Genomic DNA, 23,075 nt, shown 5'->3' with positions numbered 1-23,075 from the left:
GGATTATTCTTGTAAGTGTTTGACCCGTGCAGAGATTTCTTTGTGACGACCATTGACCATTGGACGGGCTTGGGGATTGCCTAGGTAGCCACAAGTACGTTTGACCACATCACAGCTTTTGGGATCGTGGTTGCCGCATTGGGGACATTCAAAACCACGTTCTGTAGGATTGAAATCTCCTTCATAGCCACACGCATAACAATGATCGATTGGTGTGTTTGTACCTAGATAAGCGACACGGTCATAAGAATAATCCCAAACCGCTTCTAAGGCTTTTGGATTTTGCTGTAAGACTGGATATTCACAGTAATGAATGAAGCCGCCTGAGCAATATTGTGGGTAGTCTTTCTCAAAATCTAATTTTTCAAATGGTGTTGGATTCTTACGCACATCATAGTGAAAACTATTTGTATAGTATTCTTTGTCTGTGATATTGTCGATTTCACCAAATTTTTGCGTATCCAAACGGCAGAAGCGATCAGTCAAACTTTCGCTTGGTGTTGAATAGACACTAAAGTGATACCCATATTCGTCACCCCAGGCATCCGCGTGGGCTTTCAACTCTTTCACGATTGCTAAAGTAAAAGCTTTGGCTTCTGGATCGTGTTCCCATTCGCCGCCAAAGAAGGCCGCTGCGGCTTCATATAGTCCGATGTAGCCCAATGAAACAGTTGCTCGTTTGTTTTTGAAGAGCTGATCGACATTGTCTTTGCGGTCCAGACGTTCGCCGAAAGCACCATACATATATAAAATCGGCGCATTTGCGGGGCTGGCTTCTTTCACTCGCTCCACTCGATAAACCAACGCATCTTTGACGATTTCTAAGCGATCAGCTAAAATAGCCCAAAATTTGTCTTGGTCGCCATTGGCTTCTAAAGCAATGCGTGGGATGTTCAAGGTCACAACGCCTAAATTCATCCGGCCAACATTGATTTCTTCCCCTTGTTCGTTCTTCCAGCCTTGTAAGAACGAGCGGCAACCCATTGGCACTTTGAAGCTGCCAGTCAGCTCAATCAATTTGTCATAGTTCAATATATCAGGATACATCCGTTTGGTGGCACACTCTAAGGCCAATTCTTTGATATCATAGTTGGGATCAGTTGGTTCTAGATTGACACCACGGCGCACGCTGAAAATCAATTTTGGAAAAATAGCCGTTCTTTTTTCGCTGCCTAAGCCATTGATGCGAATTTGCAAAATGGCGCGTTGAATCTCTCGTTCAAACCAAGAAGTCCCTAAACCAAAGCCTAACGAAGTGAAAGGTGTTTGACCATTCGAGGTAAATAAGGTGTTGATTTCATATTCCAAACTTTGCATCGCATCAAAAATATCTTTGCGGGTTTTGCTTTTCGCATAAGCTTCGCGACGATCAGGTGATTCGATCCATTCCTCAGCATCTCGCAAATGTTTTTGATAATTTAGTTCAGCAAATGGCGCCAGCAATTCATCTGTTCGATCAGCAGAACAACCACCATATTGACTAGAAGCGACATTGGCGATGATTTGCGAAATCTGCGCTGTTGCTGTTTGGATCGATTTAGGGGACTCGACTTCAGCATTGCCGATTTTGAACCCCTTATTCAACATACCTTTAAAGTCGATCAGACAACAGTTGGTCATTGGTGTATAGGGATGATAATCTAAATCATGATAATGGATATCGCCTTTTTGGTGCGCATTTGCTACATGAGGCGGAAGCATTTTTAAACCAATTGATTTTCCAACGATACCGGCAGTCAAGTCACGCTGTGTATTGAATACGTTACTATCTTTATTGGCATTTTCATTGACCACAGATTGATCTTTATTCATTAATTGATTGATCGTAAAATTGATGTCTGTTGCCTTACTGCGCTCAAAATCACGTCGGGTACGATAATTGATATATTCTTCGGCTAAAGCATATTCGTTTTTCGCCAACAAAATATGTTCAACAATATTTTGAATTTCGTATATTTTGACGTTCGATTGGAAACGAGCAGCTATTTCTTGATCAATGCTTTCGACGATCTCCATGATATTTTCATGGTCGATGGGGGATAACTCACCATTGACTTTTCTTTGAGCTTTGACTAAAGCATCATAGATTTTTTGATCATCAAAATCGACAAGTCTACCATCGCGTTTAACAATTTTTAGCTTTGCTAAATGAGGCTGTCTCGCCAATCCTTGTTCAAGATTTCTCTTAATGTCCATCATGGAACCACTCCTATCTTCTACAATATGATAAAACAAAACTCAGGATTGAGCAACTATATATAGTGGGGTCTATCGGGTCTAAACTTGGATATACACAATATATAGTGCATATTCATTTAAAGAAAATGCTTTAAAAGTGATAATGCCAAGGTTTAGATTGTTCCATGTTTCACACGATGAATAAAAAATTTATAAAATTTTTTTTTGGGTCTATTTGCGTAAACGGTTTTCAATGATAAAGTATGCTACCATAGAGGAGAAATGATGTAAAAAGGGAGGTCTTTATGAAAAACATGATCGATGTCAAACATTTGACTAAAACATACGGCACCCGATTCAATCAAACGAAAGTATTGGATAATCTTTCTTTTGTCGTTGATAAAGGGGAATTTATCGGTATTATGGGACCAAGCGGTGCCGGGAAAACGACATTGATGAACTTGTTGTCTTCGATTTTGCGCCCAAGCCTGGGTTCAATCTATATCAATGGGAAAGATATTACTAAGATGTCCGAAAATCGATTAAGCGATTTTAGAAGAAAAGAAATTGGCTTTATTTTTCAAGACTTTAATTTATTGGATACATTGACTGCTAAAGACAATATTCTGCTGCCATTGGCGGTCGATCGGTTACCAATTGTAGAAACAGAACGGCGCATTTCTGAGATTGCCTCGTTGTTGGGGATCGAACATCTATTGGATCGCTACCCAGAAGAATTGTCTGTCGGTCAGAAGCAGCGGATTGCTGCTGCGCGGGCGATTGTTGGCCGACCGGCTGTTTTATTTGCAGATGAGCCTACGGGTTCTTTGGATTCAAAAGCGGCCACAGAATTATTGCGTTATTTAGACCAAATCAATCAGCAAGAAAAAACGACGATTTTAATGGTCACCCATGATCCTTTTACGGCGAGTTATTGCAATCGCATTTTGTTTATTCGAGATGGTGTGTTCTTTGCAGAGGTGACAAAGAAAGGTTCACGACAAGAGTTTTTTGAGAAAATCATCGATATGCAGGCGACGATCGGAGGCGGACCGCGACATGTTGTTTAAAATCGGCTGGCGCAGTTTTTTGAGACAAAGCCGCAATTATGGTGTCTATTTCATCTGTATGATGACAGCTGTCATGATTTTTTATTCTTTTAGTGCCATGATGAATGACCGTTTGCTCACGCAGCGGGTGCAGCAAGATATTCGCATCGAGGGCGTTTTGGGCTTTGGCAGTAGTGTAGTGGCTTTTGTGGTCTTGTTCTTTATGCTGAGTGCCAATCATTTTTTTCTAAGCCAACGTCAAAAAGAAATCAGTATCTATCAATTGCTGGGACTGCGTCGTTGGCGCTTGGCGTGGTTGCTGCTGCGAGAAACGTTTTTGTTGAATTTTGTTTCCTTGATCGTTGGGATTTTTATGGGAATCATTTTTTCAAAATTTTTCTCTATGATTTTGATTCGTGCGATGGGATTGACATTAGACAGCCATTTTTTTAGTTCTTCACGTTCGGTCGTGACGACGGTAGGCGTTTTTTTTGTTGCCATGTTCATCTTGAGTTTGCAGGTATTGTTGTTTGTCTGGCGCACACCAATGAGTGAAACGTTGAAAACGGACTATCGATTGCCAATAAAAAAAATGAAGATGACGCCTTTTCGCGTTTTAATGGGTGTTTTAGGATTGATTTTATTGGGGGTAGGTTACTACCTATCTTTATTTTTGAAAGAGACTTGGCAGACGTATATTACATATACACAAGATTTTTCGGCAATCCTTTGGGTGCCTTTATTGATATTGCTTTGCTGTGTCACAGCTACTTATATCTTTTTTGACTGTACACTTCCGGCTTTATTGAATTGGCTGAGCCGTCCCCAAAAGCGCAATATCAAAGGCGTGAAATTAATTGCTTACAACAATGTCCGTGCCTACTTGCAACGCACATGGAAGAGTTATGCGTTTTTGACAATCGTAACAGCCATAGCCATCTCCTTGATTGGAGGAACGATGGGGATGATCTCTTTCAATTATCAAGCGACAAGTCGGATGTATCCGGTATCCTATCAGGTTGCACAAGCACAAGCACAACAGCTGCGTGCTGTTTTGAAAGACAATCAAGTTGTCCTAGCTGCTGATCAAACAGTGACTTTTAAGATGACAAATATGGCGGTTTCTACGAGATATTTAGGTGAGATTGTTGATAATAATCAAGAAGAAGTAATGGTCAATGTGCTTTCAATCAGTCAATATGATCAGGTGCGGCGGTTGTTGAGAGAATCACCGGAAGTACAGATCGAAGGTCAAGAGGCGGCCTTGTTTGATAGTAATTATGACATTACCAGAGCCTTTAGAACCTATCGGGACCAAGTGCGTGTAGCTGATAAGATGAACTTCACATTGGTTCAGACAGAACTTGATTACTTAGGGGATGATTCATTGCGATATGCATTACCGAATGTACTGATTGTCAGCGACGCAGCCTATAAACAGCTTTCTGGTCATGAGTATGCTGTGACCTATCTTCAAACCCAAGGCAGGCTATCAGAAGCAACACAACAAGCAATCAGTGATGCTAGTCAAACTGAATGGGTAGAACCGGTCACCTATCGTTTCATCAAAGGAAGCAAAGGCACTCAGGTTGTTTTCTCAACAGATAAAACCGAGAGTGAAGATCAAGTGACTGTCTATCGCTTGAACAGTGCGGATCGCTATACAACAATGCGCAGTGTGCGGCGACAAGGTGGAATCATTTTATTTGTTTCTTTATTTGTTGGTGTGATCGTTTTGATCACCACTTCCAGCAGCTTGATCGTCCGTCAATTTTCTAACGCGGAAAGAGAAAAACGCAACTATCAACTGCTGTCAAAATTAGGTTATACGCGACAGGAAATTCGTCAGCTGATTTATTGGCAAAATATATGGATCTTTATGCCAGGCACTTTGCTGGCGATTCTTCATGCGATATTTGCCATCAACACGTTGACCCAAGTCATCGATAGCCCGGGGTATTGGGTGGCATATCTGTTTGCAGGTGCAGCCATAGTGGTGTATTTACTGGCATACTTGATTACGGTCAAACTGTGTTTGCGCATCATCGAGCGATAAACAAAAAAAGAGCGAAAAATAGCGCTCTTTTTTGATTTGTCTACACGCCTCGATAAAGACAATGGTATAATCATAGAGAATCAAACGAAGGAGGACAATAACAAAAATGGACAAAAAAGAAGAACAGCTTTTGATCGATTTAACAAGCGCCCGCGGCGTACCTGGTAATGAAGAAGAGGTCCGTGAGGTCTTTAAGAACTATGCCAAAGAATTTGCAGAAGATATCTTCTTCGATGGTTTAGGCAGTGTCATTGCCAAACATGTGGGTGATGGCGGCGGACCGAAAATCTTTATTTCTGGTCATATGGATGAGGTTGGTTTCATGGTGACAAAAATCACCGAAAAAGGCTTTATCGAATTCCAAACATTAGGCGGCTGGTGGGGCCAAGTCATGTTGGCGCAACAAGTGGAAATCAAAACCCAAGAAGGACGATTGATCCACGGCGTGATTGGTTCGAAGCCACCCCATGTATTGAGTCCAGAAACAAGAAATAAACCTTATGATGTCAAAGACATGTTCATTGATATTGGTGCAAGCAGTGAAACTGAGGCCAAAGCGTGGGGGATTCGTCCTGGAGATATGGTTACGCCATATATCGAATACAAACGCATGAATGACAGTAAATTTTTATTGGCAAAAGCTTGGGATAACCGAATCGGTACAGCGGTTTCATTACGTGTTCTAGAAACATTGGCTGCTAAAGGCCACCCTAACTGCCTTTTTGCTGGCAGTGATGTAATGGAAGAAGTTGGTTTGCGGGGTGCACGAACGAGTACGCATCTGGTCAATCCTGATATTGCGATTGCATTAGACACAGGTACCGCCGGAGATACACCTGGTATGACACCAAAAGAAGCTGATTCTGTCCTTGGCAAGGGGCCTCAAGTTTTGATCTTTGATGCGTCGATGATTCCCCATAAAAAATTATTGAATTTTGTGGTTTCTGTGGCAGAAGAATTAGCTATTCCATTCCAATATACGGTCATTACCGGCGGCGGTACCGATGCCGGCCAAATGCATTTGACTCGGGATGGTGTGCCATCGATCGCCATTACAGTTCCAGTGCGTTATTTACATTCTCATACGTCGATCATTCATGAAGATGACTACTTGAATACAGTCAAATTAGTCAGCGAAGTTGTGCGCCGGTTGGATGACAAAACCGTCAAAGAATTGCGCAGTTATTAAGGAGGATCTATGAGAACAAACGATGTGGTACGTCAGTCAGCAAAAAATGCTTTACGCGGTTATTGGGGTACTTTTGTTTTAAGTATTGTCGCGACTATAGCGATTCAATCTGTTTTAAGTAGTATTTTTGGGACGATTGGCCAATATTCTAGGATTGAAGGCACACAGACAATGATCGATTTTGTCTTGGAAAACTTTATCTTTTTTGCTTTCACTTTTGGGTTAAGTATGATGGCCCTTCATTTAGTACGAGGAGGCAGCATCAATGTGTCAAATATCTTTTTGGTCTTTGACAAACGTCTGTACCCGGCTTTTTTAAGTTTAAACCTATTGAATGTTTTGGTAAATTACCTTTTGGGTCTCTTGATTTTCTTGCCGCAATTTGTGATGAGCGGCTTTAACCAGTATTTGGAATTGGTTCTGTCCTTCAACCATGGATTTTCAGCAGACCGTACGTTGTTGAATCAGTCGATTGCTTTTGTGGTGAGTCTCGTGATCTCCGTGATCGTATTTCTATTCTTGTCGCAAGTGATCAGCGGTATTTTTCAAATTGCGATCTATCTTCGCTATGATTATCCAGATTTAAGTATTGGACAATCATTGAAGAAAGCATGGCAGATGTTGAAACCATCGATATGGCAATATATTTGGTTGCAGCTATCATTGATCGGTTGGTTCGTATTAGGCCTTTTGGCTTTGGTCGTTGGTGTTTTATGGGCCAATGCTTATGCCTATGGTGTAAATGCCGCCTTTTATGAAGCGCTGAAAGAAGAGCATGCTTTGACCAGTGCCTAATCAAACAACAAGGCGTATCGATTTCTTGATATGCCTTGTTGTTTTCTTTGTTGAAAAGTTTTGTTTGTGATAGCATAGAGTCATTGAGAGTTAGGCAATGTATATGCGATTTGGAGGAGGAAGCGATATGAAATTAACCGTTCTAGGATGCTTAGGCGCTTATCCATATAAAGGGGAAGGAACCACCGGTTATTTGTTGGAATCAGAAGGCTTTCATTTACTGTTAGATGCAGGCAGTACGACGTTGGTCCAATTGGAAAAAATAATCGATCCTTTGTCATTGGATGCTGTCATATTAAGTCATTATCATCATGACCATATTGCAGATCTTGGGGTCTTGCAATATTATTGGCAACTTTTCCCTAAAACTGAAAAACGAGCAGAATTACCGATATATGGACATGGGGCAGACCGCGTTCACTTTGATGATTTGACGATGCCAGAAGTAACAAAAGGCTATGATTATCTTCAGTCGGAGCAATTAGATCTTGGCCCTTTTTCAATCACCTTTATGAAAACGATCCATCCAGTCACTTGCTATGCGATGCGTTTTGTCGAAAAACATACTGGTAAAGTATTTGTCTTTACAGGCGATTCGGGCTATCTTGAATCCTTTGTTGAATTTGCGCAAGATGCTGATTTGTTTTTGGCTGATACTTATTTGTTTGCAGGAAATGAGCGGCATAAAGCCCATTTTACTTCAAAAGAAGCTGGTGAGATTGCCCATGCCGCCCAGGTAAAGAAATTGGTGTTGACGCATTTACCGCAACATGGCGATTTGGAACAATTAAAAGAAGAAGCAGCTTTAGCAGCAAATGGGATCCCAGTGGAGTTGGCTGCTGTTCAAAAAATATTCGATATTTAATAGAGAGGGAGTTTAAATATGCTGTTTGTACCGAATGATCTACATGATCCAAGAATCAACTTAGCCATTGAAATATTTTTGTTGCAAGAAATGAAAATCGATGAACCAATCCTGCTTTTTTATATCAATGAACCATCGATCATTATTGGCCGTAACCAAAACACGATCGAAGAAATCAATCAAGACTATGTGGACGAACATCATATCCACGTGGTACGTCGGTTTAGTGGCGGTGGGGCTGTTTATCATGATTTTGGAAACTTGAACTTTAGTTTTATCATGCCAGACGATGGCAATTCTTTTAGAGATTTTGAAAAATTGACCAAACCAATCGTCCAAGCACTCCATGATATGGGCGTAGAAGGCGCACAATTAAAAGGGCGGAATGATTTGGTGATCAATGACCAGAAGTTCTCCGGTAATGCTATGTACGCAACGAACGGCCGCATGTTTGCGCATGGAACGATCATGTTCGATAGCGATATCAATGAGGTGGTCAACGCCTTGAAAGTGCGCAAAGATAAGATCGAATCAAAAGGCATCAAATCGATTCGTTCTCGTGTAACCAATATCAAACCTTTCTTGCCTAAAGAAAAGCAAGACATGACAACAGAAGATTTTCGTGATGAGATATTATTAAAGATATTTGGTGTATCATCGATCGATGAGGTCAAGACGATCACATTGACGGATCAAGACTGGGTCAAAATCAATGCAATCTCTGATAAGTATTACCGCAATTGGGACTGGAATTATGGCAAGTCGCCAGCGTTTGATATCGAGCGGCGCCACCGTTTCCCAATCGGCTCGATCGAGATACGCTTGAATGTACAAGAAGGGCGTATCACTGAAGCAAAAATTTTCGGCGATTTCTTTGGACTTGGCGATATCGCAGATGTTGAACAAGCGCTTGTCGGCACCCGGTATGCAAAGCAAGATCTTGAAGAGACGATCCAAACGATCGATGTCAAAAAATATTTTGGAAATATTACACCAGAAGAGCTATTAGATTTGATATATTAACTTGGAAATAGACAATCAAACGAAACAGCAGCGATCCATCTTTTAACAAGGATGAATCGCTGCTGTTTTTTAGGTATTTTTAGTATGCGCGAGCGATCCAGACTGTATGTTTCGCTGGTTTTCCGCTAACGATATCGACGGTTTTTTCAACAGGCGCGTCAAATGGAATGTTCCGAGTGGTAAAGCCTGTTTCTTCTTTGATTTTTGCTTCTGTTTCTTCTGTACCATCCCAACCAATCAAAACAAAACCTGTAACTTTGTCTTCTTTTTGGCAAGTATCGATATGGGCTTTCAAGTCATCTAATGTATCGATATCTAAATATTCGTTGGTACGATTGCGTTCTTTGGCTGCTGCCAACAGACGTGGTGTCATTGCTGCTAATGCCTCATCGACGAATGCTTCTATCTCAGCTAGCGCAACAGCTTGTTTCTCAGACAAATCACGAATTTTTACCATTACTTGACCGTTTTCAAGATCTCTTGGTCCACATTCGATACGTAGACAAGCACCTTTGAGTTCCCATTCGTTAAATTTGAAACCTGGAGAATTGTCAGAATCATCCAAGCGGACACGAATCCCTTTGGTTTTGAATGCAGCTTGCAATGCAGACAATTTTTCTAAAATAGCTGGATTTTTCTTCCATGGTCCTACGGGCATTAAAACTACTTGTGTAGGTGCGACCGTTGGTGGGAAGACTAAGCCGTTTTCATCACCATGCGTCATAATCAAAGCACCAAGCAATCGTGTTGAAACACCCCAAGAGGTAGTATGGGCATGAACGTGTTTATTTTCTTTCGTCAGATACGTGATATCAAAAGCTTCCGCAAATTTTGTGCCCATATAGTGACTTGTACCAGCTTGGACAGCTTTGCCGTCTTTCATCATGGCTTCGATCGAATACGTGTCGACGGCACCAGCAAAACGTTCAGAAGGTGTTTTTTGTCCGCGATACACTGGAATCGCCAAAAACTCTTCGCAAAGACGCGCATATTCGTCTAGAACACGCATGGTCCGTTTGCGGGCATCTTCTTCTCCGTCATGGGCTGTGTGGCCTTCTTGCCAAAGAAACTCAGAGGTTCGTAAGAATGGTAATGTTTTCTTTTCCCAGCGGAAAACATTGGCCCACTGATTGATTTCGTATGGAAGATCACGATAAGAATTGATCCAATCTGAAAAAGCTGAACCAATCATGGTTTCAGAAGTTGGACGTAGGGCAAGGGGTTCTTCTAATTTTTCGTTGCCGACTTCAGTCACCCAAGGCAATTCTGGCGCAAAGCCTTCGATATGATCTGCTTCTTTCATAAAGAAGCTTTGTGGGATCAGCATTGGGAAATAGGCGTTGCGGATACCTTCGGATTTTAAGAATTGATTGAATTCTTCTTGGATATGTTCCCATAATTCAAAACCGTCTGGGCGAAAAATAATCGAACCTTTTACAGGAGAATAGGCCATCAATTCGGCTTTTTGGATCGTCTGGATATACCATTCTGTAAAGTCATTTTTTTGTGTCATTTATATTCCTCCTTAAAAATAAAAAAAGCATCCCGTCCTAAAAAAGGACGAAATGCTTGGATTTCGCGGTACCACCTTTGTTGACTATTGCTAGTCCAACTCGTTAAAGGATAAGGCCTTTCCACCGACCGTTTTGCGGTCATCATTATCGGTAGGTTCATTTTATCAGCGGGTGTCGAAATTCCAGCATGCTTCGACTCTCTGTGACCATCATAAAACTACTTGTCCGACGCGTTGTTATCTATGATACTATGCTATATGCTTCGATCGGAAAAAGCAAGCTTTTTTTATTTGATAGGCTAAAGTTCGTTCAATTGAAAAGTGAGGACGTGCTTTTTTGTATGGTGCGCATCAGATATATTGAATGTTCCATGATACTCTTTAACGATTCGATGGAGTACGTGCAAATCCACTTCATTTTGCTTGATTTGCTCCTTTGAAGTAATAGTCTGATTTGCTTTTACACTATCATCTGCATGCACACAACATTCGATCGTCATTTGGTTTGTGTGATTGATCGTTCTTAAAGATACGTGTCTTTTTTTGGGATCTTGTATTTCATACGCTTGTCTCAACCCAAGTTCAATCAAGTGAATGCAAACAGCAAGCCAATGATCTTCTGGCAATCTATTTAATGTGTTTGGACAAAGAGAAAGATCGATTTGAATACTCTTTTGGGCTGCTTTCGCCTGATAATTTGCAATCAATAGCGAAAGGAGTGATTCCTCTGTTTTCGTCCTTTGTGCGGTGAGTCTATCTTGGATGCCTTGGCTCATCTCATCTAAGTACAACATCGCAGCATCAGTATGTTGATCCATCATCATCTCTTTGACAGTCGTGGTTTGTTGCTGCAACTGTTTTAACAACTTGGATCGATCAAGCTGTTCTTGAGGACCCAAAAGACGCTTATTTTCATATAACCGAAGCTTCAAACGCGTTAGATTCATTTTTTTGAATTTGTCGTTATGTAAAATGAATAGATTTAACAATTCATAACAAGTAAAGACAATGACCAACATCAAAAACAAAATAACTTTCCAATTGGTAGGTGATTGGTGCATATTCAATACGTTTTGTATATGCAAGAAACAATGACCGATTGCTGCTAAAACGATCCACGGCGCGCAAAGGACAAAAAATTGATTTTTTCTGACCGCTTCGTATATCGACATGAAAGCTGTAATAAATGTACTGACAATATTTAACAAAAAAATGTAGTTCATCATAATAGGCAATTGATTGGTGAACACGATACCCCATATAGCCACAAAACTTCCTACTGAATAGTGTAGAAGAACCCATTTTCCAAAATATTTCCGGCCTCGATCCATTTTTGAGAAGTAAAAACCAATCAAAAACATTGGTGTAATGATCGTCAATAGATTCAACATAGTTGAATTGAGGTTAGCGCTAAAAAGCAGTCTACCTAACATAGCGCCAAATCCCGCCTCTAGACCTGCGGAAAGAGCAAAACCACTGAAAAGGAAAGGTGATAGTTGGATTTTATGATCACGGAAATAAGAAAATGTTGCATACAATAAATTTAAGATGCAAACCAAACCTGTAAATAAAAGAATAAAAATATTAGGAATCGAGTGCTTGAAGATATAGCCAATGAGCGAATTGGCCGTGCCAAGATAAACTTCAGCGGGGTATCCAGCAAAACTTTGAAAGGGACTAGTCACATAGATGCGCAGCATTTTGCCAGTGTAATCTTGTGGTAACGTCACGAAAAACAAGGTTTTTCCAGGATGGCTGTTAGGAAAATTTTCGTATTCATAAGCGTTTGCAAATAATTGTGTACCATCTAAAAAGACCACTAAATCTTGGTGATCTCCTATCAACAACAAAGTTGGATCTTGATGGTCACTGGTCATTTCACGTTCCATGACCAAAGTTTCATTCGCTTTTATATTTGGGATGTAATTCACATAGTTGCTGTTAAAAATTGCATCGGGTTGCGATTCGGAATAGAGTAGCCAATCCTCCTTTTTTTCGATTGCATCCAATTGATCGGATGGAAACAAAAAACTCGATAAAAAAAAGAAAAGAATTGCTGAAAATGAAAGGATCAAAAGGAGTATCGGAAAAAATATCTTTAAATTATATACGTTATTTAATTTTTTCAATAGCAACATTCCCCCGTTTATTATTACTTTTAGCATAATATATAAATCGTATGTAAGTCAATAAATTTTGCGTTTAAGTCGATTTAAAATAACGGTTATTAAAATTAGTATTTTTTTAACTGAAATGTTTTATGGTTGTTAAAAATTAATATTTGTTATACTATATAATTATAAATTATGAGCAAAAGAAGGGAGAGAACATGAAATTTTGGTCTAAGCAAAATATGATACTTTCCATGATCGTCATGATCACCATGCTCGTCTCTTTATTGATTGTCGTCATCCCTCAAGTGTTTGGTTTCACAATGGCTGTTGTAGCAAATGACTATATGGAACCTACTTATGCTGAAGGTACACTTTTAGTAGTAAAAAAAGCTTCCGAAGATCTTTTGATCGTTGGGGATGAAGTGACTTACTATACGGATCAAGGCAAACAAATGCAAACTAGGCGTATCGTCGCCATTGAAGAAGATCAATCTCTCATTTATACGATCGGGGATAATAATCAAATACTGGAGCAAAATGGCATTCACCCGAGCCAATTGATTGGGCGCCCGATTTTTGGTGTTCCGTATATCGGGTATATGATCAACCATAAAATGATTCTTTTCATCAAATGTCTTTATGTATTATTTGCTTTTTATGTGCTGATTGCAACGATTTTCGTCACGCTGCACCACATTAAAACTGGATCATTAAAAATGACCATCTCATACTAGTTATCACGTAAAAGGTACCGATCAGGTTTTTACGTGATAAGCGTATGGGAGGGTCTTTTTTTAGTTATGAAGGGTATTTAGAGAAATATCGTACCTAGGACGCCACCAAGAATACAAAACGACATCAGCATATAATCAATGATCGATAGATGGAACTGACGGACATAGGTTCTAGTCTGGTGCCCGTCAAACCCCCGAGAAGTCATTGCGTCGGCCAATAATTCTGACCAGCGTATGGATTTGACCAATAGTGGAACCATGATCGGTATGTGCAATAGCCCGATACGAATCCCTCGAGACCGCATGCTGTTTTTAATATGTTTCATTTCTGATGGAATAATAGGACCGATTTGAAATGCCGCCAATAAACCATATGCAAAAAGCGGAGGTACTTTTAGTTGTTGTTGAAGCGAGTACATGAGATCGATCATTTCAGTAGTGGCAGTAAAAGCTGTCCCTAAAATACCCAAGCAATAAATACGCAGCGCCATGTCTAAACCATATTGAACAGCAGCCTTCGTTACTTCTCCTGGTTGTTGTTCTTGATAGAAGAAGAGACCTGTGACAAAAACACCGCTGGCAGAAAGTGTCAACAATAAAAACAAAACAAGGGCTTTTTTTGCCGACAAGTATGGGAGTGTAAAGAGAGTAAAAAGGAGGAGGATGATGCTGGTCAACGCCGTATTATTTTGAAAAGAAATGAGCAACGCGATGCCCAAAATCGTGAAAAGTTTGACGCTTGGATTGATTTTTTTCATCATTATTTTCCTTTACAAATTGATTAAAGTCGATGATCTGGGAACAAAACGATTGCAATAACGACTGGTCATGACTAACGATCAAGACCAACGTTCCTTTGGCAGCTACTTGATGAAGCATCATCATGATTTGCCACGCTTGTTTTATATCTTGTCCGTAAGTCGGTTCATCAACCAAAAGAATATCGACGGGTCGTTGAATCAAACTCGCGACCGCTAATCTGCGTTGTTGTCCTTGGCTCAATAAAAAGGGGGACTTCTCACTTTGATGCAATAAGTTGATGTCAGCGAGAATCGTCGGCACTAAGTCTTCGGATCCGGATACCTTGAGTTCTTCAGAGACCGTCGTAGCAATAAATTGGTCTTGAGGATTTTGCATGATCCAACTCATATGATCGAAAGCTACATTGCTTTTTTTTAGTATCTTAGATTGTACAAAAACGCTGCCATCATAGGGGTGTTGTTGCAAGAGCACTTTTAAAAAAGTTGATTTGCCAATCCCGCTTTGTCCTGTGATGCCAATGATTTCGCCCCCATGAAAAGATTTGTCAGGGAAAACGATCGTTTGATCACCCGCACTATAGCTGACATCTTTTAAAGTCAGATGAACATGCTGACTTGAAACTACGGTTGGAGGGGCGGTGAGTGCCTGATGGTTTTTATCGTGTAAACGAAGGATCACGGAGGTATCCACTTCTTTACATTGTGATTCAAGCAAATACCAACTGTTGACCCAATCCGTCACATCATTGATTTGATGGTCGATCAGCAAGATGCCAATGTGCGATTCCTGCTGCCACGTACTTATTTTTTGAATGATCTTCAATTTGGAGGCAATGTCTAGATTGGCAAAAGGCTCATCCAACAACAAGTAGCGGCTTTCCATAATCAAACAGCACGCCAAAGCGGCCAGTTGTTTCTCACCGCCAGATAATTGGTGAAACGGGCGATCAGCAAGATGCCCAATTTCACAAAACACGAGGATGTTTTCAACACGATCCTCCATTTCCTCTGCCGCAATACAACGGTTTTCTAAACAAAAATACAATTCTTCACGAGGGGTTTGCATACAAAATTGTGTATCGGGATTTTGAAAAAGCAAGCTGACTGTTTCAGCACGTTGTCGTATCGGATAAGTTGCAACATCTTGTCCATCTATCTGATAATCACCTGTAATAAATGAATCTGGCCCTAATCCAGACAGTAGACGAAAAAGCGTACTTTTTCCAGAACCTGATGGACCATAAATCGCTTTTGTCTGACCAGGTTCTAGATGAATCGTGGCTTGTAAAATCTGATCCCCACAAGCATAGGTACATTGGTTGGCAATTAAGCTCATTGATGCTCCTTTTCAAATGTGTGGTGAAGCGTATCGTGTGCGATTGGATAACTGTTCAACACACCCATTTTGGTCAAGTGATCGCATAATATTTTTACCAAGAATGCTGAGAAAAATAGGGCGGACAAAAGACGGATAACAAAAATTGCACAGAGTAGCTGCCAACTTAACTGAGTAAAATTGGCGCGAATGATTCCCCATATAAAACTAGTAATCGTTGCACCGAAAGCACCGGTAACCAATGGAAACCATCCGTATCGACGATATTTCCCAAGCGCAAAACCCGCCTCTGTACCAATTCCTTGAACAAAACCGCTGACAAAAATGATTGGTCCATAAAAATTTCCCATAAATACTTCAAGCAAAGCAGCAATCATTTCAGTGATCGTAGCTGCGCCAGGCTTCCGCAAAATATATCCAGCAAATGCTGCAGCCATGAACCAAACACCAAAAATAAATTCATTTGCCAAAACGGCTAATCCAAATGGAGTCAGCAAGGTCCCTAATAACAAGCCAAAATGTACGGCACCTAAATAGATGACCCCAAAAACCAAAGAAGCAATACCAACCATGATCACATCTTTCAATGCCCATCTAAACATGATCCTGCACCTCCTTTGAAGGACTGTTGACTGAAATCGTTGCTTCTAAAACGTAATGAGATAGGTTTTCGTGGGCGTATGCCAGTGCCGCTTCAAAATAATTGAACAATTGGCTGGCTGTGCCGGTCAAAATCGTCACGTAATGAGCGGAACGCGGGTTTAGACCATGGTCTGCGGCCATTCCTACGATTGCTGCGATTTCTTCCATATAGTTTTTTTCACCAAATGCATAAAAAGAATATTTGCAGTCCACAAGAAAATCTCCTTTTTCTTGATTGTTGGCTGCATTTGGTTTTGCTTGCTGGCCATTTAAGAAACTATCACCAGCGAGATCCCCCGGACATCCTTTAGAAAATGTGTATTCGCCAACAAGATGTGTCTGTTCATCATAAGCATTGATAAATAGCGCTGATGCTGCATCGATGACACTCGCTGGCTCTCCTCTATATAAGGTGCTGAAAAGGTCCGTTTGTTGCCAGACAGCACTGGTATCCGTTTCATTGATACTTGTTAAAATTGGGGTGGCAAATTGATCTTTCATTGGATATAAACTAACCCGACATCCTGTGATATCGATCATTCCTGGTTGACATGCTTCCATTTTTTCATTCTCCTTTCGTTACTGTTTCTGCCCGCAAAAAAAGCGTTCCCCCTCTGATCTATCCACATGCAGACAGAAAAAATGGGAACGCAAAAAGTGATGCGTCACCACTTCCCTACGTTGGTACTAACCAAATCAGGTTCAAAGGGACCAGACCAAAGTCTATCTCAGCAAAAAGCGCCCCTAGTGGATAAATGTTCAATTGAATGACCACAGTGTAGCACACCGATTTCGAAAGAACAACTATTGACTTTCAAAAAACGAAAAAGACAGCGGAAACATTCTGAATACAGGATGATTGTACACATGAAGAAAAATTCATATAAAAAAACATAAAAAATTTGATTGACAGCCTTCAAAGAGTTGTGTAAAGTAGTAAATCGGAAGTAAAACGTAATCTTTACGTTTTGTTTTTGTAAATCGTAATTGATTTAATCATTTTTATAGGGTCAATAAGAAAGAAGGAAAGAGAAAGAAGGAGTGTTTAAAAAAATGAAGAACTTTTTTAAAATAACGTTATTAACTGCAGCGGTACTTGGATTGGCTGCTTGTGGTCAAGGAGGTACTGATAGCACGAATCAATCGGAAACAGCAAGTACTGAAACGACAAGTGATCCAATCGAAGTAATTGCTACATTCTATCCAATGTATGACTTTACCCAGCACGTTGTTGGCGACGAGGGAGAAGTAACATTATTGATGCCAGCTGGCACAGATTCCCATGATTATGAACCTTCCGCTAAGGATATGGCAATGATCCAAGATGCTGACGTCTTTGTGTATAACAACGAAAACATGGAAATGTGGGTGCCATCTATCGAAAATACATTAAGTGATGGGGATGTGACTGTCGTGAAAGCGACAGAAGGCATGATTTTATTGCCCGGCGATGATGACCATGATCACGACCACGATCATGACCATGGCGAGGAAGGTCATTCTCATGAATTAGACCCGCATGTATGGTTAGCACCAAGTTTAGCTATCAAACAAGTAGAAGCGATCCGTGATCAGTTGAGCGAAGCCTATCCGGAAAAAGCCGCGGCCTTTGACGAAAATGCAGCAGCTTATTTAGAGGATTTGCAAGCGCTCCATGAATCATATCAAGCAGCTTTTAGCGACCCGGCCCAAAGTCATTTTGTGACACAACATGCTGCATTTGGGTATTTGGCATTAGAATATGGATTGACACAAGTGCCGATTGCTGGCCTTTCTCCAAGCGAAGAACCTTCTGCCTCTCGTATTGCTGAATTGAAAGAATTTGTTACTGAAACTGGGATCGAAACGATTTATTTCGAAGAAAATGCCAAAGATAGTATTGCCCGGACGTTGGCTTCAGAAGCAGGTGTGGAGCTAGCTGTCTTGAATCCATTAGAAGGACTGACACAAGAGCAAATGGACAATGGTGAAAACTATATTTCTATTATGGAACAAAACCGTGATGCATTGAAAAAAACGACGGATGTAGCGAATGACAAAGAAATAGCTGAAACCGAAAAAGAAAAAACGGTTTACAATGGTTATTTTGAAGATAGTGCAGTAGAAGATCGTCCGTTATCAGATTGGGCTGGTGATTGGCAATCAGTGTATCCTTACCTGGAAGATGGTACATTGGATCAAGTCTTCGATTACAAAGCCAAGCAATCACAAAAGATGTCTGCTGAAGAGTATAAAGCTTACTATACAACTGGCTATCAAACAGATGTCGCAAACATCGTGATTACAGATCAAACTATGACCTTCATTTTTGATGATGGTACTGAAAAAGAAGCAACGTATACGTACGCTGGCAAAAAAATATTGACGTATGAAGCTGGAAATCGGGGTGTACGTTATTTATTCCAAACAGATGATGAAGATGCTGCATTTAAATATATCCAATTCAGTGATCATGCTATCACACCTGAAGAAGCCCATCATTTCCATATTTACTTCGGTAACGACAGCCAAGAAGCGTTACTAGAAGAAATGGACCATTGGCCTACTTATTATCCAACGAATATGAGTGGATTAGAAATTGCTCAGGAAATGCTGGCGCATTAAAAAAAAGATTGACAAGTACCGCTCTTTTCGTCAAAGTAAAGCTGATAGGAAGGAGCGGTTATATTTTGGAAAAGTCATTGAAAAAATTAGCTAAAGTCATTGATCGGATGATGGACCATGTAGATCTTTATGGCGGACCCAATATTGTCAGCGATGATGATCTGGAACATTATTTAGACCCAGTCTTTTATCTCATTTTTTGTGCCGAAAGTGCTGGCGGACTCAGTAAGTTAAAAGACAAAACATTTGTAACTGAGATTTATACTGAGTTGCTTCCACAAGAAGTGCCTTATAGTTTACGTTATTTACCCTTTGCCAAAACTGCAATCGAAGACTTTTATTATTGCTTATACAAAGAGAAGCATATGACAAAAGGTCAATATTTAGAAATAGTTTTTATTTTTGCAGAAAAACAACCCACTTTCTTTGCTCGTATGTCTAAACCGCAATTTTGGTCATCTGAAAAGCAGGCGGCGATGATGGCGATGTTAAGAGATACTGAGCCAGAAGAATATGACCTGTTACCCGTGGATGATCCGCGTATTGCGGCTGTTTCACAAAAGATTGTCCCTTTTCCCAAAGAAAAAACAGTTTTTGATGAAGTAGATGATCAACCAAAGGCCTATCAGATTCGGATTGATTTAGAAGGCTATCGTCCGCCAATCTGGCGTCGACTAGTGATTCCTGCAGGTATCAGCTATGAGCAGTTGCATCTATTGATTCAGATTGCTTTTGAGTGGATGAACAATCATTTATACCTCTTTTTTGCTGGACAAAAATCTTTTGGTGTAGGTATTTCTTCTACTACCGAAAACGCAACGATCGATCAAGATTTTCAAGAATGCAAATCATTGACTTATATTTATGATATGGGCGCTGATTGGACCCATAAAATCAAAATAGAGAAAATATTGACTAAAGAAGAAATCACAGTTCCTTATTATCCTGTTTGTATCAAAGCAGTTGGTGACGCGCCAGTAGAAAATGTGCTCGATGATTTACGTGAGCCATTGGATATGGACGTATTAAATGAACAACTCGCTGATTATTGGGATACAGGGGAATTTTTCTAAAGAAACTGGCGTACAAAATACGTATGCCAGTTTCTTTTTTTTACCTGCGATTCACTTTTACAACAACAACTGATTCGCTAAGGGATCAAATGTACATACTCATTCACGGGTTTACTGTATTGCGAAAAATCATCCTTCTCGTGGGCTGCATGGTTGAACGAACAGGCGAGCAAGTAGCCGATATAAGGGCCAGTCGTTAAACCAGAGGAGCCCAATCCGCTGGCGGCATACAACGTGCCTTGGCCAGAAACATCCCCAAAAAAAGGCGCAAAATCTGGTGTGTAGGCCCGTGTACCCACACGAAAAGAAAGGGGCGTTGTGAATAGTGCGCTCGGATCATCTAGAAAATCACGGATACCGGCAGTTAATTGTTCTTTTGCCGCTGCCGTAGGTGTTAAGTCCCATTGGGCATCATTTTCGTGGGTTGCCCCCAGTAAAATGTTGCCATTGGCAAATGGAATCAAGTCTCCTTCACCAGCCAGCATGGCCACTGGCCAATCATCGGTTTTGAATGGGGTCGAAAAGGACAATAGTTGCCCCTTTTGCGGACGGACATCTACGTGATAACCCAAAGGGGCCAAAAGTCCCGCAATACCAGGACCAGCAGTGATACATAGGATATCTGAAAGAAGGTTGTGTTGATTCACACGCACCTGCCAAGAATCTGTATGTTTTTGGATCCTTGCCACACCTGCTATAAATCTGACATTTTTTTGTTCAGCAAGTGCTCTCAAACGAAGAAGATAGGCACGACCATCCAAACGACCGCCACCACTAATAGATAAAGATGGGCGTGCGCGCAATAAAGGCAATGCTTGTTTGGTTTGCATACCGTTCAGCAGTTTGATATCACCGATTTCTGGTGCAGTTTCTTTGCGAGTGGATGCTAATTCAGCCAATGTCAGCAGTTCTTCTTCCGGTCGCAAAATCAAGGTACCGGAAGGGGCATAAATTGTCTGATCCAGCGCAAAATCTTTGACCAATTTCTCAAAAAAAGCTGCACCATCTTGGGCTAGCTGATACCATTTTTTGTTGCGTCTTTTTGACAGCCAAGGGGAAATGATTCCTGCGCTAGCACTGGTTGCTTGGCCCGTCAATTGATCGATCACAGTCACTTCATATTGGGTGTGATCGAGATATACAGCAAGAGTCATCCCGATAATACCACCGCCGATGATCGTGATTTTTTTCATGTTTATTCACTCCTATGTCAAAATAGCCGTGGGCGTTTTTTGCCTCAAAGATGAACTTCTTCTCATAGCCATTTTCTTTGCGTAATTAATTGCGTATAATAAAACAGTGGAAAAGAGGGTCTTATGAACATTCATTCAGTATTAAAAGAACATTTTGGTTACAGCCACTTTCGTGAGGGGCAAGAAACCATTATCCAATCTATTTTAACACAACAAAACGTTTTAGGAATCATGCCGACAGGTGGCGGGAAATCGATTTGTTATCAGTTGCCTGCACTGTTGTTAGATGGGGTGACCCTAGTGATCTCGCCATTGATTTCTTTGATGAAGGATCAAGTAGATAGCCTGAAGGATATGGGAATCCCCGCGGCATATATCAATTCGACTTTATCAAACAGTGAGATCAACCAACGGATACAGCAAGCCAGGAATCGACAATTGAAACTTTTATATGTGTCGCCAGAAAGATTAGATTCAGAACCATTCCGGTTTTCATTAAAGCAAGTACCGATTGCGTTGATTGCTGTCGATGAAGCCCACTGTATCTCCCAGTGGGGACATGACTTTCGGCCAAGTTATTTGCGTTTGGCTGAAACCATTCGTCAATTAGAAAACAAACCCACGATCGTTGCCTTGACAGCAACTGCTACACCTAAAGTAGCCGAAGATATCGAAAATTTGTTATCTATTCCAGCGCAAAATCAAGTCAAAACAGGATTTGCCAGAGAAAATTTGGCATTCCAAGTGGTCAAAGACCAAAAAGATACTTATATCAGTACATATCTTAAAATGAATCAAGGGCAATCTGGAATAATTTATGCCAGTACCCGCAAGGAAGTTGAACGGATCTATCATTTGCTGAAGCATGAAAAAATAGCTGTCGGTTATTATCACGGTGGTTTGTCAGAAGAAGAACGGTCATTTTTCCAGGAAGAATTTCTCTATGACCGTATCCAAGTGATGGTAGCAACAAATGCTTTTGGGATGGGCATCAATAAGAGCAATGTCCGTTTTGTGATCCATGCCCAAATGCCAGGGAATATTGAGTCTTATTACCAAGAAGCAGGACGCGCAGGACGTGATGGTGAACCGAGTGATGCAATCTTGCTTTATGCACCACAAGATATGCAGATCCAACAGTTCTTTATCGATCAATCGGAATCAGATCTTCATTATCGTCAAAATGAATATTTGAAGTTAAGAGAAATGAGTCAATATGGCCATACACAGATGTGTCTGCAACGCTATATTTTGCGTTATTTTGGCGAAGACGGACCTGATTGCCACCGTTGCAGCAATTGTCTAGATGAGCGCGAACAAGTAGACATTACAGTTGATACACAAAAAGTGTTATCATGCGTCAAACGCATGGGGGAACGATTTGGCAAATCATTGATAGGTAAAGTGTTGACCGGCTCAGCAGACCAAAAAGTCAAGCAATGGGGATTTGAAAAACTGCCGACATACGGGTTGCTCAAAGATTGGTCGCAAAAAGACGTCAATCAGTTGATCGATTATCTGACAGCTTCAGGGTACTTACTGCCATCAGAAGGACAATACCCCTTACTGAGTGTCACAAATGCTGGTGTAGAAGTTTTACTTGGCAAAGCCCAAGTCTACCGCAAACAAGCCAAAGTCAAGCAATTGGTTGTCGACGATGCGTTGTTTGATCAATTAAGAGCCTTGCGTTTAACGTTGGCCCAAGAACAAAACCTGCCGCCCTATGTGGTATTTTCTGATAAAACATTGCGAGAATTAGCAGAAGTACAACCGAAATCACCCATCGAGTTTTTACAGATCAAAGGTGTCGGTCAAAATAAACTGGATAAGTATGGGGATGCATTTTTGGCATTGTTGGCGGAATATAGAGGCTGAGGGTTTGTATTGAGGCTGTAAGGGATATGTTTGTTGATTGTTTGTTGTTTCTCAAAAATGTAGGTTTATTTTAGA

The 23,075-nt window shown here is 40.7% G+C and carries 18 protein-coding genes and 1 riboswitch; of the genes, 10 read left to right on the top strand and 8 right to left on the bottom strand.

Features of this window, described 5'->3' with window-relative positions; all coding sequences use genetic code 11:
* Positions 1–3 precede the first annotated feature (3 nt).
* Complete coding sequence (gene nrdD / locus IGI41_RS08655; protein ID WP_430609362.1) at positions 4–2,199, bottom strand: anaerobic ribonucleoside-triphosphate reductase; 2,196 nt, start codon at positions 2,197–2,199, stop codon at positions 4–6.
* A 284-nt stretch (positions 2,200–2,483) separates the two neighbouring features.
* On the opposite strand from nrdD, the gene IGI41_RS08650 reads away from it, so the two are divergent.
* The 6 genes from IGI41_RS08650 to IGI41_RS08625 all read left to right on the top strand — a co-directional run bounded on the left by IGI41_RS08650 (position 2,484) and on the right by IGI41_RS08625 (position 9,155).
* Positions 2,484–3,248: an ABC transporter ATP-binding protein gene (locus tag IGI41_RS08650; protein ID WP_430609361.1), complete on the top strand. Its 765-nt coding sequence runs from the start codon at positions 2,484–2,486 to the stop codon at positions 3,246–3,248.
* The gene (locus tag IGI41_RS08645) at positions 3,238–5,283 is read left to right on the top strand and encodes an FtsX-like permease family protein (protein WP_430609360.1); all 2,046 of its coding nucleotides are present in this window, start codon (positions 3,238–3,240) and stop codon (positions 5,281–5,283) included. The genes IGI41_RS08650 and IGI41_RS08645 overlap by 11 nt, the downstream gene beginning before the upstream one ends.
* A gap of 106 nt (positions 5,284–5,389) precedes the next feature.
* A complete protein-coding gene (locus tag IGI41_RS08640; protein ID WP_430609359.1) occupies positions 5,390–6,472 on the top strand; it encodes a M42 family metallopeptidase in 1,083 nt (360 codons plus the stop codon).
* Positions 6,473–6,481: 9 nt separating this feature from the next.
* The gene (locus tag IGI41_RS08635) at positions 6,482–7,267 is read left to right on the top strand and encodes a DUF975 family protein (protein ID WP_430609358.1); all 786 of its coding nucleotides are present in this window, start codon (positions 6,482–6,484) and stop codon (positions 7,265–7,267) included.
* A gap of 127 nt (positions 7,268–7,394) precedes the next feature.
* Positions 7,395–8,132, top strand: a complete 738-nt coding sequence (locus IGI41_RS08630) for an MBL fold metallo-hydrolase (RefSeq protein WP_430609357.1) — start codon at positions 7,395–7,397, stop codon at positions 8,130–8,132.
* Between the two features lie 18 nt (positions 8,133–8,150).
* Entirely contained in the window at positions 8,151–9,155 is a 1,005-nt protein-coding gene (locus IGI41_RS08625; RefSeq protein WP_430609356.1) for a lipoate--protein ligase, read from the top strand.
* 79 nt (positions 9,156–9,234) lie between these two features.
* Here the strand turns inward: IGI41_RS08625 and proS are convergent, their stop codons facing one another.
* Both proS and IGI41_RS08615 read right to left on the bottom strand, forming a co-directional pair.
* Positions 9,235–10,668, bottom strand: a complete 1,434-nt coding sequence (gene proS / locus IGI41_RS08620) for a proline--tRNA ligase (protein ID WP_430609355.1) — start codon at positions 10,666–10,668, stop codon at positions 9,235–9,237.
* 299 nt (positions 10,669–10,967) lie between these two features.
* Positions 10,968–12,557 carry a hypothetical protein gene (locus tag IGI41_RS08615; protein WP_430609354.1) on the bottom strand — a complete coding sequence of 530 codons (1,590 nt, stop codon included), beginning with the start codon at positions 12,555–12,557 and terminating at the stop codon, positions 10,968–10,970.
* 440 nt (positions 12,558–12,997) lie between these two features.
* Between IGI41_RS08615 and IGI41_RS08610 the strand changes: the two genes are divergently transcribed.
* Positions 12,998–13,516, top strand: coding sequence for a signal peptidase I (locus IGI41_RS08610; RefSeq protein WP_430609353.1), 519 nt, complete (start codon positions 12,998–13,000; stop codon positions 13,514–13,516).
* A gap of 77 nt (positions 13,517–13,593) precedes the next feature.
* Here IGI41_RS08610 and IGI41_RS08605 read toward each other — a convergent pair whose 3' ends face one another.
* From IGI41_RS08605 to IGI41_RS08590, 4 genes are read right to left on the bottom strand one after another with little or no spacing between them, the layout of a single operon-like run.
* Positions 13,594–14,274 (bottom strand): energy-coupling factor transporter transmembrane component T, encoded by a 681-nt coding sequence (locus IGI41_RS08605; RefSeq protein WP_430609352.1) that lies wholly within the window; start codon positions 14,272–14,274, stop codon positions 13,594–13,596.
* Positions 14,201–15,613, bottom strand: a complete 1,413-nt coding sequence (locus IGI41_RS08600) for an ABC transporter ATP-binding protein (protein ID WP_430609351.1) — start codon at positions 15,611–15,613, stop codon at positions 14,201–14,203. The genes IGI41_RS08605 and IGI41_RS08600 overlap by 74 nt, the downstream gene beginning before the upstream one ends.
* Entirely contained in the window at positions 15,610–16,215 is a 606-nt protein-coding gene (locus tag IGI41_RS08595; RefSeq protein ID WP_430609350.1) for an ECF transporter S component, read from the bottom strand. Before IGI41_RS08595 ends, IGI41_RS08600 begins: the two co-directional genes overlap by 4 nt.
* Positions 16,208–16,816, bottom strand: coding sequence for a YkoF family thiamine/hydroxymethylpyrimidine-binding protein (locus tag IGI41_RS08590; protein WP_430609349.1), 609 nt, complete (start codon positions 16,814–16,816; stop codon positions 16,208–16,210). Before IGI41_RS08590 ends, IGI41_RS08595 begins: the two co-directional genes overlap by 8 nt.
* Before the next feature lie 95 nt (positions 16,817–16,911).
* A riboswitch (TPP riboswitch) is annotated at positions 16,912–17,011 on the bottom strand.
* Between the two features lie 297 nt (positions 17,012–17,308).
* Between IGI41_RS08590 and IGI41_RS08585 the strand changes: the two genes are divergently transcribed.
* Entirely contained in the window at positions 17,309–18,859 is a 1,551-nt protein-coding gene (locus IGI41_RS08585) for a metal ABC transporter solute-binding protein, Zn/Mn family (protein WP_430609347.1), read from the top strand.
* A gap of 65 nt (positions 18,860–18,924) precedes the next feature.
* Entirely contained in the window at positions 18,925–19,932 is a 1,008-nt protein-coding gene (locus tag IGI41_RS08580; RefSeq protein WP_430609346.1) for a plasmid pRiA4b ORF-3 family protein, read from the top strand.
* Between the two features lie 77 nt (positions 19,933–20,009).
* On the opposite strand, the gene IGI41_RS08575 is transcribed toward IGI41_RS08580, so the two are convergent.
* Positions 20,010–21,125, bottom strand: coding sequence for an NAD(P)/FAD-dependent oxidoreductase (locus IGI41_RS08575; RefSeq protein WP_430609345.1), 1,116 nt, complete (start codon positions 21,123–21,125; stop codon positions 20,010–20,012).
* 123 nt (positions 21,126–21,248) lie between these two features.
* Here IGI41_RS08575 and recQ point away from each other — a divergent pair, with 123 nt between their 5' ends.
* On the top strand, positions 21,249–23,000 hold the full coding sequence (recQ, locus tag IGI41_RS08570) for a DNA helicase RecQ (protein WP_430609344.1): 1,752 nt from the start codon (positions 21,249–21,251) through the stop codon (positions 22,998–23,000).
* Positions 23,001–23,075: the final 75 nt, after the last annotated feature.

Origin of the sequence: Enterococcus sp. DIV0876 (genome assembly GCF_050529585.1) — a bacterium.
In the GTDB taxonomy this organism is placed as follows: domain Bacteria; phylum Bacillota; class Bacilli; order Lactobacillales; family Enterococcaceae; genus Enterococcus_D.
Note: the sequence above shows the minus strand (reverse complement) of the source record. Positions and strands in the feature narration are given on the sequence as shown.